Source organism: Anaeromyxobacter sp. SG64, assembly GCF_022690745.1.
In the GTDB taxonomy this organism is placed as follows: domain Bacteria; phylum Myxococcota; class Myxococcia; order Myxococcales; family Anaeromyxobacteraceae; genus Anaeromyxobacter; species Anaeromyxobacter soli.
In genome coordinates this window covers 38,651-53,184 of sequence record NZ_JALCZB010000027.1, presented here as the reverse complement: position 1 = coordinate 53,184, position 14,534 = coordinate 38,651, and the positions used below count along the sequence as shown (strand labels likewise).

Genomic DNA, 14,534 nt, shown 5'->3' with positions numbered 1-14,534 from the left:
GGTGAGGCCCGCCCCGCGGCGGCCGTCCCGGGACCCCCCCCGCCGGCCGCCGCGGGCGGAGGCCCGCGCTCGCCCGGCGAGCCGGCGCCTCCTGCGCCTTTCGTGCGCGTCCGCGCGGGCCCTCGACGCACGCCGGTGGCGCGCGTAGACGCTCCGCATGCCGGACGTACGCTTCGTGTACTCGAGCGGCCTCCTGAGGTCGCGCTTCGCGAACGCGCTGCTGCGCGGGAGCTGGGACGCGCTCGGGCGCGCCGGCGGCGCGTGGAGCGAGCGGCCGATGGCCGAGGCCACCTGCGAGGACGGCTGCCCGGGATTCGAGGCGACGGTGTCCTTCCCTGCGACCGAGGTCGGCAAGCGCTTCGAGTGGGACGTCCTCGGGGACGGTCCCTGGGGCCGCCGGTGCCTCGTCGCGACGGAGGAGGACGACTCGCTCTCGCGCCGGACCGTGCGGTCGTTCACGCTGCGGGAGGGCGGTCAGGTGGAGCGCTACCACCTCGCCCTCGGCCGCAGCCTGGGCGCGAACCCGATCCCCCGCGAGGGCGGCGCTCGCGCGCTGCGCTTCGCCCTGTGGGCGCCGAACGCCCGCGCCGTGGAGGTGGTGCTCGGCGACGGGACGAACGGCTACGTCTCCGACGACGGCGCGGGGAGCGCCCCGCTGCCGCCGCTGCCGCTCGCGCCCGCCGGCGGGGGAATCTGGGAGACCCGCGCCGGCGACCCCGCGCTCCTCGAGTACGGCCGCTGCGAGTTCACGCCCTACGTGTTCCGGGTGACGCGCGACGACGGGTCGGTGTCCTACCGCACGGACCTCTACTCGCGCTGGCAGGTGGGCCAGGGAAGCTTCGACCCGCGGGGCAGCATCTACGGCGGCACGGCCGCCGGGCTCGACGGGGCGGTGAGCTGCTCGGCGGTGGTGGACCCGGAGACGGTGCCGGCGCCCAGGCGCGGCGAAGAGGCGTTCATCGGCTGCGCTGACTTCTGGTGCGACGAGTACGACCCCGCGCGTCCGGTGCCCTCCCGGCTCGAGGACCTCGTCATCTACGAGCTCCACGTGGGCGCGCTCGGCGTCGGCCGTCCCGACGCCGGGAACCTCGAGGACGCTGAGGCGCTGCTCGACGCGCACCTCGTCCCCCTCGGCGTGAACGCGGTCGAGCTCCTGCCGATGGCGGAGTTCAGCGGCGACGCCGCGTGGGGCTACGGCAACTCGCACCACCTCGCCATCGAGGTCACCGCCGGCGGGCGCGACGCCCTCATGCGGTTCGTGCGCGCCTGTCACCGCCGCGGCGTCGCCGTCATCCAGGACGTCGTCTACAACCACTGGGACCTGAACGCCGCGCGGGCCGAGTGGCAGGTGGACTCGGCCGCGCCGGAGCGGAACCTCTACTACTGGTACGAGGGCGTGCCCGGGGAGCACTCGCGGCCCGAGGGCGGCTACGTGAACAACGGCTCCTCCGGGTGGGCGCCGCGCTACTGCGAGGAGCAGGTGCGCCGGCTGTTCGCCTCGAGCGCCGCCATGCTCGTGGACGAGTTCCACATGGACGGCTTCCGGGTGGACCTCCTCGACGCCATCCACCGCGACAACCGCCTGAACGAGCCGGGCGGCGCCCCCGTGCCGCGCGCCAACGTTTACGGCGCGAAGATGCTCCGCGAGTGGTCGCGGACCCTGCGCCTCATCCGCCCTTCCGTGATGCTCGTCGCCGAGGATCACACCGGCTGGGCCGAGGTGACCCGGCCGCTCGACGAGGGAGGCCTCGGCTTCGACGCCGCCTGGTACGTGGACTTCTTCCACCACCTCGCCGGACCGCGCGCCGAGGGCGGCTGGGCCGCGCTCCTCGCCGAGGCGGGATACGGCGACGACCGTCCGCTCGGGATCGACCGCTTCGACGGCGCGCTGCACGGCGCGGCGGACCGCAAGGTCGTCTACCACGAGTCCCACGACGAGGCGGGGAACTCCTCCGGCTCCGCCCGCACGATCGTCCTCGCGGTGCAGGGTGCGCCCCTCGCCGGCGCGACGCGCGACTTCGCCGAGGCGCGCTGCCGGGTCGTCGCGGGGCTCTCGCTGCTCTCGCCGGGGACGCCGATGTTCCTCATGGGCGAGGAGGTGGGGGCGGCGAACCCCTACCGCCACGACGACTTCCTCGAGCACCGGGAGGACCTCCTCGGCCTGCGCCGCGGCCTCGGCGCACGGCTCTTCCGCTGGTACCAGGAGCTCATCCGCCTCAGGCTCGGCCGGCCGGCGCTGCGCTCGCGCCGGCTCACGACGGTGCACCGCCACGAGGCGAACCGCGTGATCGCGTTCCTCCGCGGGGACGCCGAGCTGCTCGTCGTCGCGAGCCTCGCGAACCGTCCCTTCGCGGCGGGGTACCTGCTCGAGAGCGCCGGCCTCCCCGACGCGGAGTGGCACGCGATCCTCAACAGCGACGCCGCGGTCTACGGCGGCGCCGGCGTCGGAGACGGCGCCTCGCCGCGGCGATCCTCCTCCGGCGTGCTGGAGGTCGTCCTCCCCGCCTGCGGGCTCGTCGTGCTGGAGGCGCGCTGACGGAGCGCGGGGCGGCGGACCGGCCGCCCGGGCACGGCGGATGCGCGAGACGTTGAAGAACCCGGCCGCCCCGGTAAAGGAAGCGGGATCGCCGGGCACGCCGTCCGGCTGGAGCCTGCATGCCCGAGCACCCGAGCCCTCGATCGATCCCGTCCATCCCGCGCGAGCCGGGCGCGGAGGAGGATCGCGCCCGCGCGCGCACCGAGGAGCTGGAGCGAACGGTCGACGAGCTGACGCGGGCGGAGCAGGCGCTGCGGGAGAGCGAGGCGAAGTACCGCGAGCTGTTCCAGCACATGACGAGCGGGTTCACGCTCTGCCGCGTGATCTTCGACGGCGATCGCCCGGTCGACTACGTCCACGAGGAGGCGAACCTCGCGTTCGAGACCCAGACCGGCCTGTCCCGCGACGCGGTGCTCGGGCGCCGCATCACAGAGGTCCTGCCCGGCCTGCGCGAGGACCCCGCCGGCTGGATCGAGCTCCTCGGGAACGTCGCCCGGACCGGAGCGCCGGTCCACTACGAGCGGCACTTCGCGGATCTCGACCGCTGGTACGAGGCGACGGCGTACCGGCCGAAGCCGGGGTACTTCGCCGTCTTCTTCTCCGACGTGACCGAGCGCAAGCGCACCGAGGAGCGGCTGCGCGAGAGCACGACCCTGCTGCGCGCGATCAGCGACACCTCGGGCGACGTCATCTTCGCGAAGGACCGCGACGGGCGGATGCGCTTCGCGAACCCCGGCGCCGTCGCGCTCGTCGGCAAGCCCGCCGCCGAGCTCCTCGGCAAGACGGACCTCGAGTTCCTCGCAGATCCCGCGGTCGCCCGGCAGATCATGGAGACCGACGGGCGCATCATGGCGACCGGAGCGCCGGCCGAGGTCGAGGAGCACGTCCCCGATTCCGAGGGCCGCCCGCGCGTCTGGCTCTCCCGCAAGACGCCCTACCGCGACGCCGACGGCAACGTCATCGGCCTGCTCGGCATCTCGCGCGACATCACCGAACGCAAGCGGGTCGGGGACGCGCTGCGCGAGGCGAACGACCGGCTGCGCGAGGCGGACCGCCGCAAGGACGAGTTCATCAGCGTCCTCTCCCACGAGCTCCGCAACCCCCTCGCGCCGATCCTGAGCAGCATCCAGCTCCTCGCCCGCGCCGCGCCGGACAGCCCCCAGGCCGCGCGCGCGCGGGAGGTCATCCATCGCCAGACGGAGCACCTCACCCGCCTCGTGGACGACCTGCTCGACGTGACCCGCGTCACGCGGGGGAAGATCCAGCTCCAGCCGCGCCGCCTCGACCTGCGCGACGTCGCGCGCCGCACGTGTGACGACCACCGCGCCATCTTCGACGCCCGCGGCATCGCGCTGCACCTCGACACGGTGCCCGGCGCCATCTGGGTGGACGGGGATCCGACCCGCCTCTCGCAGATCGTGGGGAACCTGCTCCAGAACGCGGCGAAGTTCACGCCCGAGGGCGGCACCGTCACCGTCCACACCGGCGTGGCGCGGGGCCAGGCGGAGCTCCGGGTGCGCGACGACGGCGTCGGGATGGAGGCCGGCGAGCTCGAGCGCATGTTCGAGCCCTTCGCGCAGGCGGAGCGCAGCCTCGCGCGCACGCGCGGCGGGCTCGGGCTGGGGCTCGCGCTGGTGCGCGGGCTCGCCGAGCTGCACGGCGGCACGGCGCACGCACGCAGCGAGGGCCCCGGCCGTGGCGCGGAGCTCGTCGTCACCCTGCCGCTCGCGCCGACCCCCGAGGCGGAGGCGGGCCCCGCGCGGGAGCGCGACGCGCCCACGGGCCGGAGCGTGCTCATCGTCGAGGACAACCTCGACGCCGGGCAGTCGCTCGCGGACCTGCTCGAGCTCTCGGGCCACCGGGTCGCGCTCGCGCGCGACGGACGGACCGGGATCGCGCTCGCCGGCGAGCTGCGGCCGGACGTGGTCCTGTGCGACATCGGCCTGCCGGACATGAGCGGGTTCGACGTCGCGCGCGCCCTGCGCGCGGACGAGCGGCTGCGCCGCACGCGCCTCGTCGCCCTGAGCGGCTACGCGCAGCGAGAGGATCTGGAGAAGGCCCGGGAGGCGGGCTTCGACGCCCACCTGCCGAAGCCGCCGCCCCTCGAGCGCCTCGAGGCGCTGCTCGGGGCCTCGTGACGAGGCTCAGATCCGGTTCAGGCGCCGCGCGGCGAGGGTGAGCTCGCGCCGGAAGTCCGGGTGGGCGATGGCGATGAGCGCGAGCGCCCGCTCCCGCGCCGTCCGCCCGCGCAGCCGCGCCACCCCGTACTCGGTCACCACGTGGTCCACGTCGTTCTTGCCGGTGGTGACCACGGCGCCGGGCTCGAGCGCCGCCACGATGCGCGACACGGTCCCCTTCCTCGCGGTGGACGGCGCCGCGATGAAGCTCTTGCCGCCGCGCGACAGGTTCGCGCCCCGCACGAAGTCCACCTGCCCGCCGCTCCCGCTCCACTGCGCGGGGCCGATCGCCTCCGAGCAGCACTGGCCGAGGAGATCGACCTCGAGGGTGGAGTTGATCGCCACCACGCGGTCGTTCCGGCCGATCTCCCGAGGATCGTTCGTGTGGTCGACCGGGTGCATCTCGACGGCCGGGTTCTCGTGCATGAAGTCGTAGAGCCGGCGCGTCCCGAGCGCGAACGTCGCGACCGACGTCCCCGGGTGCGTGGTCTTGCGCGAGTTGTCCACGGCCCCGCAGCGCACGAGGTCCACCACGCCGTCGGTGAGCATCTCGGTGTGGATCCCGAGGCCCCGCTTGCCGGTGAGGGCGGCGCAGACCGCGTTCGGGATCCCGCCGATCCCGAGCTGGAGCGTGGAGCCGTCCTCGATGAGCTCGGCGATGCAGCCGCCGATGGCCCGCTCCACCTCGGTCACCGGCGCGGGCGCGAGCTCGAAGAGCGGGTCCTCGCACTCGATGATGCGATCCACCTGGGACACGTGGATGCGGCAGTCCCCGCGGGTGCGCGGCGCTGCGGGGTTCACCTGCACCACGACCGCCCTCGCCTTGCCGAGCGCCGCCATCGTGTAGGCCACGGAGAGGCCGCAGGTGAAGAAGCCGTCCTCGTCCATCGGCGAGACGACCGTCCCGACCACGTCCACCGGCCAGTGCTCGCGGAGGAGCCGCGGCACCTCGTGGAAGTGGTTCGGGACGAAGTCCGCCCAGCCCTCCTGCACCGCCGTCCGCGAGGCGGCGCTCGTGAACCAGGAGCAGAGCCTCACGTGCGGCGCCGACTCCCGGTCGAGGTACGCGCCGGTGAGGGTGTGCTGCTGGTGCACCACGACGCCCGAGAGCTCGTGCCTGCGCGCGCCGAGCGCCTTCACGAACAGCGTCGGCTCCGCCGCACAGATCGGCAGGACGAGCTGATCGCCGGACCGCACGATCGCGGCCGCCTCCTCGGGCGTGCAGCGCCTCTGCCGGTACAGCTCCTCCGCGCTCGCCATTCGCTCCCCCTCCCGGGCCGGGTGCGCCGGCGCGAGGACCCCTTCAGGCCTCGTGGACCTCGAGCGCGAGGAGCTGCGCGCCCTCCTCCACGATCGCCCCCACGCCGTAGTGCAGCTCCGCCACCTTGCCGTCGCGCGGGGAGGTGATGGTGTGCTCCATCTTCATCGCCTCGAGCACCACGAGCGGGGCGCCCTTCTTCACCTCCGCGCCCGGCTCCACCATCACCGCCACGATCTTCCCCGGCATCGGGGCGGTGAGCCGCCCCGCGTCCGCGTCGCGGTCCGCCGCCGCGGCGCCCGGGTCGAAGAGGCCGAGCCGGTGCGCGTGGCCGGGGGTCAGGATCGTGATCGCGTCGCCGCCCCGGACGACGGTCGCGCGCGTCCGCGCGCCGCCGAGGTCCGCGAGGAGGTCGCCCGCCGGGTCGCGCTCGGCGCGCGCGAGGATCGTGCCGCCGGGGAGCTCGAGGAGGTGGCCGCCGGGCCGGTAGTGCGCGACGACCCGGGCGCGCCGCTCGCCGTCGTCGAAGGTGAGCACGTGGTGGGCGTCGGCGTTGAGCCGCCACCCGTCGGTCCGGTGCCACGGCGAGTGGGGATCGTGCGACTCGCGCGCCGCCGCCGCCGCCTCCTCGCTCCGCGCGAGGAGCACGTCGAGCGCGGCGAGCGCGAGCACGGTGTCGGGCACCGGCGCCGCCTCCGCCACGAGCCCGGCGCGGTGCCGCTCGACGAAGCGGGTGTCGAGGTCCGCCGCGGCGTACGCCGGGTGCGCGGCCACGGCGGACAGGAACGCGAGGTTCGTCGCCACGCCGACGATCTGGTACTCGGCGAGCGCGGCGCGGAGCCGGCGCAGGGCCGCGGGCCGGTCGACGTCCCAGACCACGAGCTTCGCGATCATCGGATCGTAGTGGACGCTGACCACGTCCCCCTGCCGGACGCCCGTCTCGACGCGGACGTGGGCGTTCTCGGCGGGCGCGCGCAGGTGCGTGAGGGTCCCGGTGGCGGGGAGGAAGTCGCGCGCCGGGTCCTCCGCGTAGACGCGCGCCTCGATGGCGTGGCCGGCGGTGACGAGGTCCTCCTGCGTGCACGGGAGCGGCTCGCCGGCCGCGACGCGGAGCTGCCACTCGACGAGGTCCTGGGCGGTGACGAGCTCGGTGACCGGGTGCTCCACCTGCAGGCGGGTGTTCATCTCCATGAAGTAGAACTGGCCGTCCTCGTCGAGGAGGAACTCGACCGTGCCCGCGCCGACGTAGCCGATCGCGCGCGCGGCCGTGACGGCCGCCCTGCCCATCCGCTCGCGCAGGCCCGCGCCGAGCCCCGGCGCCGGCGCCTCCTCGAGCACCTTCTGGTGGCGGCGCTGGATGGAGCAGTCGCGCTCGAACAGGTGCACGACGGCGCCGAGCGTGTCGCCGAACACCTGGATCTCGACGTGGCGCGGCTTCGCGAGGTAGCGCTCGAGGAGGACGCGGTCGTCGCCGAACGCCGCGAGCGCCTCGCGCCGCGCGCCCGCGAGCGCGGCCTCGAGCTCGCCGGGCCCCGCCACCGCGCGCATGCCCTTCCCGCCGCCCCCCGCGGTCGCCTTGACGAGCACCGGGTAGCCGATCCGCTCCGCCTGCGCGGCGAGCGTCTCGGGGCGCTGGTCGTCCCCGTGGTAGCCCGGGACGAGCGGGACGCCCGCCTCTCCCATGATCTTCTTGGCGGCGCTCTTCGAGCCCATGGCGCGGATGGCCGCCGCCGACGGGCCGATGAAGGTGAGGCCCGCGGCGGCGCACGCCTCCGCGAAGTCGGCGTTCTCGGAGAGGAAGCCGTAGCCGGGGTGGATCGCGCGCGCGCCGCTCCTCCGCGCCGCGTCCAGGATGGCGGCGGCGTCGAGGTAGCTCTCGCGCGCCGGCGCCGGGCCGATGCGGTACGCCTCGTCGGCCATCGCGACGTGCAGCGCCCGCGCGTCGGCGTCGGAGTAGACGGCGACGGTCCGCACGCCGAGCCGCCGCGCCGTGCGCATCACCCGGCAGGCGATCTCCCCGCGGTTGGCCACCAGGATCTTCTCGAACATGCCGTGGGTCTCCGAGGTCACATCCGGAAGACGCCGAACGTGGTCGCCTCGACGGGCGCGTTCAGCGCGGTGGAGAGGCCGAGCCCGAGGACGGTGCGGGTCTCGGCCGGATCGATGATCCCGTCGTCCCAGAGCCGGGCGCTCGCGTAGTAGGGGTGCCCCTGCGTCTCGTACTGCTCGCGGATGGGGGCCTTGAACGCCTCCTCCTCCTCCGCGCTCCACCGCTCGCCGCGCGCCTCCAGCGCGTCGCGCTTCACCTGGGCGAGGACGCTCGCCGCCTGCTCCCCGCCCATCACCGAGATGCGCGCGTTCGGCCAGCTCCACAGGAAGCGCGGGGAGTACGCGCGCCCGCACATCCCGTAGTTGCCGGCGCCGAAGCTGCCGCCGATGAGCACGGTGAACTTCGGCACCCGGGCGCACGCGACGGCGGTCACCATCTTGGCGCCGTCCTTGGCGATGCCGCCCGCCTCGTACTTGCTGCCCACCATGAAGCCCGAGATGTTCTGCAGGAACACGAGGGGCACGCCCCGCTGCGCGCACAGCTCGATGAAGTGTGCGCCCTTCAGGGCCGACTCGGAGAACAGGATCCCGTTGTTCGCGACGACGCCCACCGGGTAGCCGAAGACGTGGGCGAACCCGCAGACGAGCGTCGTCCCGTAGAGCCGCTTGAACTCGTCGAGCTCGGAGCCGTCCACGATGCGCGCGATCACCTCGCGGACGTCGTAGGGCTTGCGGGTGTCGGTGGGGACCACCCCGTAGAGCTCCTCCGGATCGTGGCGCGGCTCCGCCGGGCGACGCAGCGCGAGCCCGGGGCGCTTCACGAGGTTCAGGTTCGCGACGATCCCGCGGGCGATGCGCAGCGCGTGCGCGTCGTCCATCGCGTAGTGGTCGGTGACGCCGGAGGTGCGGCAGTGGACGTCGGCGCCCCCGAGGTCCTCCGCGCTCACCACCTCGCCGGTGGCCGCCTTCACGAGCGGCGGCCCGGCGAGGAAGATGGTCCCCTGCTTCCGCACGATGACGCTCTCGTCGGACATGGCCGGCACGTACGCGCCGCCCGCCGTGCACGAGCCCATCACCACCGCGATCTGCGGGATCCCCGCCGCCGACAGGTTCGCCTGGTTGTAGAAGATGCGCCCGAAGTGGTCGCGATCCGGGAACACCTCGTCCTGCTGCGGGAGGTTCGCGCCGCCGGAGTCCACGAGGTACACGCAGGGCAGCCGGTTCTCGCGGGCGATCTCCTGCGCGCGGAGGTGCTTCTTCACGGTGACGGGGTAGTAGGTGCCGCCCTTCACGGTGGCGTCGTTCGCGACCACCACGCACTCGCGCCCGCTCACCCGCCCGACGCCGGCGATGATCCCCGCCGAGGCGACCTCGCCGCCGTACATCCCAAAGGCCGCGAGCTGCGACAGCTCGAGGAAGGGGGAGCCGACGTCGAGGAGCTGGCGGATCCGCTCGCGCGGCAGGAGCTTGCCGCGCTCCACGTGGCGCGCGCGCGCCCGCTCGCCGCCGCCCTGCTCGACCGCCGCGACCTTCTCGCGCAGGTCGGCCACGAGCCCGCGCATCGCCTCGGCGTTGCGCCGGAACTCCGCGGACCTCGGATCCACCGCGCTCTCGAGCACGCTCATGCGAACCGTCTCCCGATGGTGTTGCGCGCCGGTGCCCTGACGGGGGCCGGGCCCCCGCCCCGGAGGCGCCTCGTCGCCGCCGCCCGGGCCGGGCTCGCCTCGCTCGCCGGCGGGTCTCGCATCGTCTCTCGGTCGCTCAAGCGGCGGTCTCGTCGAAGAGCTCGCGGCCGATGAGCATACGGCGGATCTCGCTCGTGCCCGCCCCGATCTCGTAGAGCTTCGCGTCCCGCAGGAGCCGCCCGGTGGGGAACTCGTTGATGTACCCGTTCCCGCCCAGGCACTGGATCGCGTCGAGCGCCATCCGGGTCGCCCGCTCCGACGCGTAGAGGATCGCGCCGGCGGCGTCCTTGCGGCTCGTCCGGCCGGCGCCGCACGCCCGCGCGACCGCGTAGACGTAGGCGCGGCACGCGGAGAGCGTCGTGTACATGTCGGCGAGCTTCCCCTGGATGAGCTGGAACGTGCCGATGGGCTGGCCGAACTGCTCGCGCTCGTGCACGTAGGGGAGGACCACGTCGAGGCAGGCCTGCATGATCCCGAGCGGCCCGCCCGCGAGCACCGCCCGCTCGTAGTCGAGCCCGCTCATGAGGACGTTCACCCCGCGCCCTACCTCGCCGAGCACGTTCTCCGCCGGCACCTCGCAGTCGGCGAAGAGCAGCTCGCAGGTGTCGGAGCCGCGCATGCCCAGCTTGTCGAGCTTCTGCGCGGTGGAGTAGCCGGGGAAGCCCTTCTCCACGAGGAAGGCGGTGATCCCGCGCGGCCCGGCGGCGGGGTCGGTCTTCGCGTACACGACGACGACGTCGGCGTGCGGGCCGTTCGTGATCCACATCTTGCTGCCGTTCAGGACGTAGCGATCTCCCCTGCGCTCGGCGCGGAGCCGCATGCTCACCACGTCCGAGCCGGCGTTGGGCTCGCTCATCGCGAGCGCCCCGACGTGCTCGCCGGAGACGAGCTTCGGCAGGTACCGCCGCCGCTGCGCGTCGCTCCCGTTCCGGAAGATCTGGTTCACGCACAGGTTCGAGTGGGCGCCGTAGGCGAGCCCCACCGAGGCCGAGGCGCGGCTCACCTCCTCCATCGCGACCACGTGCTCGAGGTAGCCCATGCCGGCGCCGCCGTACTCGGGGGAGACCGTGATGCCGAGGAGCCCGAGCGCGCCCATCTTGGGCCACAGGTCCATCGGGAAGTGGTTCGCGCGGTCGATCTCCGCGGCGCGCGGCGCGAGCTCGCGCGCGGCGAAGTCGCGGACCGACTGGCGCAGGAGGTCGGCGGTCTCGCCGAGGCCGAGGTCGAGGGCGGGATGGGTCTTCATGGTCGGGTCTCCTCCGCGGGGTGCGCGGGCGATCCCGCCTCGCGCGAGGCGGCGGGCAGGCCGCGCCTCACGCGAGCTCCTTCAGGATCTCTCCCGCGATGATCACGCGCTGGAGCTCGTTCGCCCCCGCGTAGATCGAGGTGAGCCGCGCGTCGCGCGCGTAGCGCTCGACGGGGTACGCGCGCGTGTAGCCGGCGCCGCCCATCAGCTGCATGGCGGTGTAGCAGGCGCGGTTCGCCGCGTCGGTCGCGAAGAGCTTCGCCATCGAGGCCGCCTTCACGAACGGCTGGCCGCGCTCCTTCCGCCAGGCGGCGCTCAGGAGCAGGAGCCGCGCCGCCTCGAGGTCGGTGTACGCGTCGGCGATCATCCACTGGACGCCCTGCAGCGCCGTGAGGCTGTCGTCGAACTGCACCCGCCGCGAGGCGTAGCGCGTGGCGAAGTCCATCGCCGAGAGGCCGATGCCGAGCGCGAGCGAGGCGATGCCGATGCGGGCCCGGGCGAGCTCGGTCACCGCCATGCGGAACCCGTCGTTGAGCCGGCCGACGAGCGCGCCGCGCGGGACGCGGCAGTCGTGGAACGCGAGCTCGGTGGTGGCGGTGGCGCGCTGGCCGAGCTTGTCCTCGGTCCGGCCGACGCGGAGCCCTCGCGTCCCCGCCTCCACGAGGAAGCAGCTCATCCCCTTCCCCTTCGGTGCGGCGCGGTCGGTGACCGCCCAGACGAGGAAGACGCCCGCGAACGGCGCGTTCATGGTGAAGCGCTTCGCGCCGTTCAGGATCCAGCCGTCGCCGTCCGGCACGGCGGTGGTCGCCACCGCGGCGGCGTCCGAGCCGGCGCCGGCCTCCGTGAGGGCGAAGCTCGCGGCGGGGTACTCGCCGGCGCAGAGCCTCGGCAGGTGGAGCGCCTTCTGCTCCGGGGTGCCGATGTCCTGGATGACCTCCGCGACCATGTCGTTCAGGACGAGGGTGGTCGCGGTCGAGGCGCAGACCCGCCCGATCTCGGTCATCGCCACGCTGAAGGCGATGGCCCCCGCCTCCGAGCCGCCGTGCTCGCGCTTCACCTCGAGGCCGGTGAGGCCGAGGTCGGCGAGCTTCTTGAGGTTCGCGACGAAGACGCGGCGGTCGAACTCCCGATCGAGCTGCGCGGCGACCGGCTCCAGCTCGGCCTGCGCGAACTCCCGCGCGGTCGTCTGGATCGCCTTCTGCGCCTCGGTCAGCTCGAGGTTCATGCGAGGACGGTGTGCATCGAGCGGACCGCGGCCGCGTCCCGAGGCAAGCCCGAACGCATCCCCCCGCCGTCACGAAGGTTTCCGGCGGGATCGCGCGTCCCGACCGGCGGCGGGATGAACGAGGGGCTGCCTCACCGCTGAAACACCTCCGGCGCTGGCTCGCACGCCCCGCCGCTCCAGTTCGCGCGGCGGGAACGCCCGCCGCGACTCCTGGACGCGTTCAGCGCCCCGTTCGGCCTCCCTGTTCCACGCTGACACAGATATGCTTCATCTCTGCAACAGCACCACGGAGACGCGATGCCCGACCCGAGTCGCCGGCCGATCATCTGGGTGTTCAGCACGAGCCGCCTGAGGCAGGTGTTCGAGGGCGTGGCGCCGAGCTACGCGGGCGCGGCCGACGTCCGCGTGTTCGACAAGGTCTTCGAGGAGGCGCTCGAGATCGCGCGCGCGCGGGTGGAGTCGGGCGAGGAGGTGGACGTCTTCGTCGCGGCGGGCTGGAACGCGGCCTACCTCCGCGACCACGCGCCGGTGCCGGTGGTGCTCGTCTCCCCCTCCGCGAGCGACGTCCTCCAGGCGCTCGCCGAGGCCTGCCGCCTCGCGCGGCGCGTCGCGGCCATCCCGTTCCGCAAGGCGCTCGCGGGCGTGGAGGCCTTCGCGGAGAGCCTGGGCGTCGTCCTCGAGCAGCGACCCTACGAGACGCTGGAGGACGCGCGCGCCGCCGTGGCGGACTTCGCCGCGCGCGGCTTCGAGGTCGTCGTCGGCCCGGGGCCGGTCTGCGACGTCGCCGAGAGGGCCGGGCTCCGCACCGTGCTCCTCTACGCGCGCGACTCGGTCTGCGAGGCCATCGAGCAGGCCATCGAGGTCGCCCGCGCCGTGCACGCGGAGGACGCCGAGCGCGAGCGGCTCCGCGGCATCCTCGATCACCTCGTGGAGGGCGTCGTCGCGGTGGACCCCGAGGAGCGGATCCAGTCCGTGAACCCCGCCATGGAGCGGCTCCTCGCCGCCTCCGCGGCCGAGGTCCTCGGCAGGAAGCTCTCGCAGCTCGCGCCCGACCTCTCGCTCGCGCGGGTGCTCGAGACCGGGAACGCCGAGCTCGACGACGTGCAGCGGATCGGGAACCGCACCCTCGTCGTGCACCGGATCCCGCTCAGGCAGCGCGGCGGCCCGCGCGGCGCGGTGCTCACCTGCCAGGACGCGAGCACGATCCAGCGGCTCGACCGGAACCTGCGCTCCCGCTACCGGCCCCGGCGCTTCGTCGCGCGTCACCTCCTCTCGAGCATCGCCGGCAGCTCGCCCGCGATGCAGGAGGTGCGCGCCCTCGCCGAGCGCTACGCGCGCACGGACGCGACGGTGCTCGTCACGGGCGAGAGCGGCACGGGCAAGGAGCTCGTCGCGCAGGGCATCCACAACGCGAGCACCCGCCGCGACCACCCCTTCGTCGCCATCAACTGCGCCGCCTTCCCGGAGGCGCTCCTCGAGTCGGAGCTGTTCGGCTACGACGAGGGCGCGTTCACCGGGTCGCGCCGCGGCGGGCGGCCGGGCCTCTTCGAGGCGGCGCACACGGGGACCATCTTCCTCGACGAGATCGGCGACATGCCGATGACCCTCCAGACCCGGCTCCTCCGCGTGCTCCAGGAGCGGCAGGTGCTGCGGCTCGGCTCGAACGACCCGACGCCGGTGGACGTGCGCGTCATCGCCGCGACCAACAAGGATCTCAAGCAGGCGGTCGCCGCGCGCGAGTTCCGAGACGACCTCTACTACCGGCTCAACATCCTGAAGCTGCACCTGCCGCCCCTGCGCGACCGCGAGGAGGACCTCGCCGCGATCGCGGCGGACCTCCTGCAGCGCGCGCTCCTCCGCCACGGCGCGCCCGGCGCGCACGCGCGGGCGCTCGCCCTGCTGCTGCCGCGGCTCGACGGCTACTCCTGGCCGGGCAACGTGCGAGAGCTCGAGAACGTGGTCGAGCGCGTCGCGGTGCTGTTCGCGGACCGCGAGCCGGACGCGGCCGTGGCGGAGGGTGCGCTGCGCCGGATCGTGCCGGAGCTCTTCGCGGAGGAGGGGCCGGGAGAGGCTGCCCCGCCCGCGCGCCGCAGGGAGCCCGCCTCCGGCAGCGCGGCCGGCGCACGGCCGACGGACCTGCGCAGCGCCCGCGACGAGCAGGAGCGGGAGCTCATCCGGCGCGTGCTCGACGAGGTGGGCGGCAACCAGTCGGAGGCCGCGCGTCGGCTCGGCATCGGCCGCTCCACGCTGTGGCGGAAGCTCAAGGCGGGCGCCTGAGCCGTCCACGCTCGACGCCTTCCCGGCGCCGCACACCCGACCCTCACCGGCGGCCGCTCGCTCGACCGTCCGTGCTCCTTC

8 protein-coding genes are annotated in these 14,534 nt (G+C 74.2%); 3 read left to right on the top strand and 5 right to left on the bottom strand.

Annotated elements, in window-relative coordinates; all coding sequences use genetic code 11:
* The first annotated feature begins 157 nt into the window (after positions 1-157).
* A complete protein-coding gene (locus tag MNZ29_RS10720) occupies positions 158-2,536 on the top strand; it encodes an alpha-amylase family glycosyl hydrolase (RefSeq protein ID WP_242337766.1) in 2,379 nt (792 codons plus the stop codon).
* A 119-nt stretch (positions 2,537-2,655) separates the two neighbouring features.
* The gene (locus MNZ29_RS10715; protein WP_242337763.1) at positions 2,656-4,674 is read left to right on the top strand and encodes a PAS domain-containing protein; all 2,019 of its coding nucleotides are present in this window, start codon (positions 2,656-2,658) and stop codon (positions 4,672-4,674) included.
* 6 nt (positions 4,675-4,680) lie between these two features.
* Here MNZ29_RS10715 and MNZ29_RS10710 read toward each other — a convergent pair whose 3' ends face one another.
* From MNZ29_RS10710 to MNZ29_RS10690, 5 genes are all read right to left on the bottom strand, one after another.
* Positions 4,681-5,973: an acetyl-CoA hydrolase/transferase family protein gene (locus MNZ29_RS10710; RefSeq protein WP_242337761.1), complete on the bottom strand. Its 1,293-nt coding sequence runs from the start codon at positions 5,971-5,973 to the stop codon at positions 4,681-4,683.
* Between the two features lie 43 nt (positions 5,974-6,016).
* Positions 6,017-8,020, bottom strand: coding sequence for an acetyl-CoA carboxylase biotin carboxylase subunit (locus tag MNZ29_RS10705; RefSeq protein ID WP_242355140.1), 2,004 nt, complete (start codon positions 8,018-8,020; stop codon positions 6,017-6,019).
* A gap of 17 nt (positions 8,021-8,037) precedes the next feature.
* The gene (locus tag MNZ29_RS10700) at positions 8,038-9,645 is read right to left on the bottom strand and encodes a carboxyl transferase domain-containing protein (protein WP_242355139.1); all 1,608 of its coding nucleotides are present in this window, start codon (positions 9,643-9,645) and stop codon (positions 8,038-8,040) included.
* A gap of 136 nt (positions 9,646-9,781) precedes the next feature.
* Positions 9,782-10,951, bottom strand: a complete 1,170-nt coding sequence (locus MNZ29_RS10695) for an isovaleryl-CoA dehydrogenase (protein ID WP_242337755.1) — start codon at positions 10,949-10,951, stop codon at positions 9,782-9,784.
* Positions 10,952-11,018: 67 nt separating this feature from the next.
* Complete coding sequence (locus MNZ29_RS10690) at positions 11,019-12,176, bottom strand: acyl-CoA dehydrogenase family protein (protein WP_242355137.1); 1,158 nt, start codon at positions 12,174-12,176, stop codon at positions 11,019-11,021.
* A 297-nt stretch (positions 12,177-12,473) separates the two neighbouring features.
* Here MNZ29_RS10690 and prpR point away from each other — a divergent pair, with 297 nt between their 5' ends.
* Positions 12,474-14,453 carry a propionate catabolism operon regulatory protein PrpR gene (prpR, locus tag MNZ29_RS10685; protein WP_242355135.1) on the top strand — a complete coding sequence of 660 codons (1,980 nt, stop codon included), beginning with the start codon at positions 12,474-12,476 and terminating at the stop codon, positions 14,451-14,453.
* Positions 14,454-14,534 lie beyond the last annotated feature (81 nt).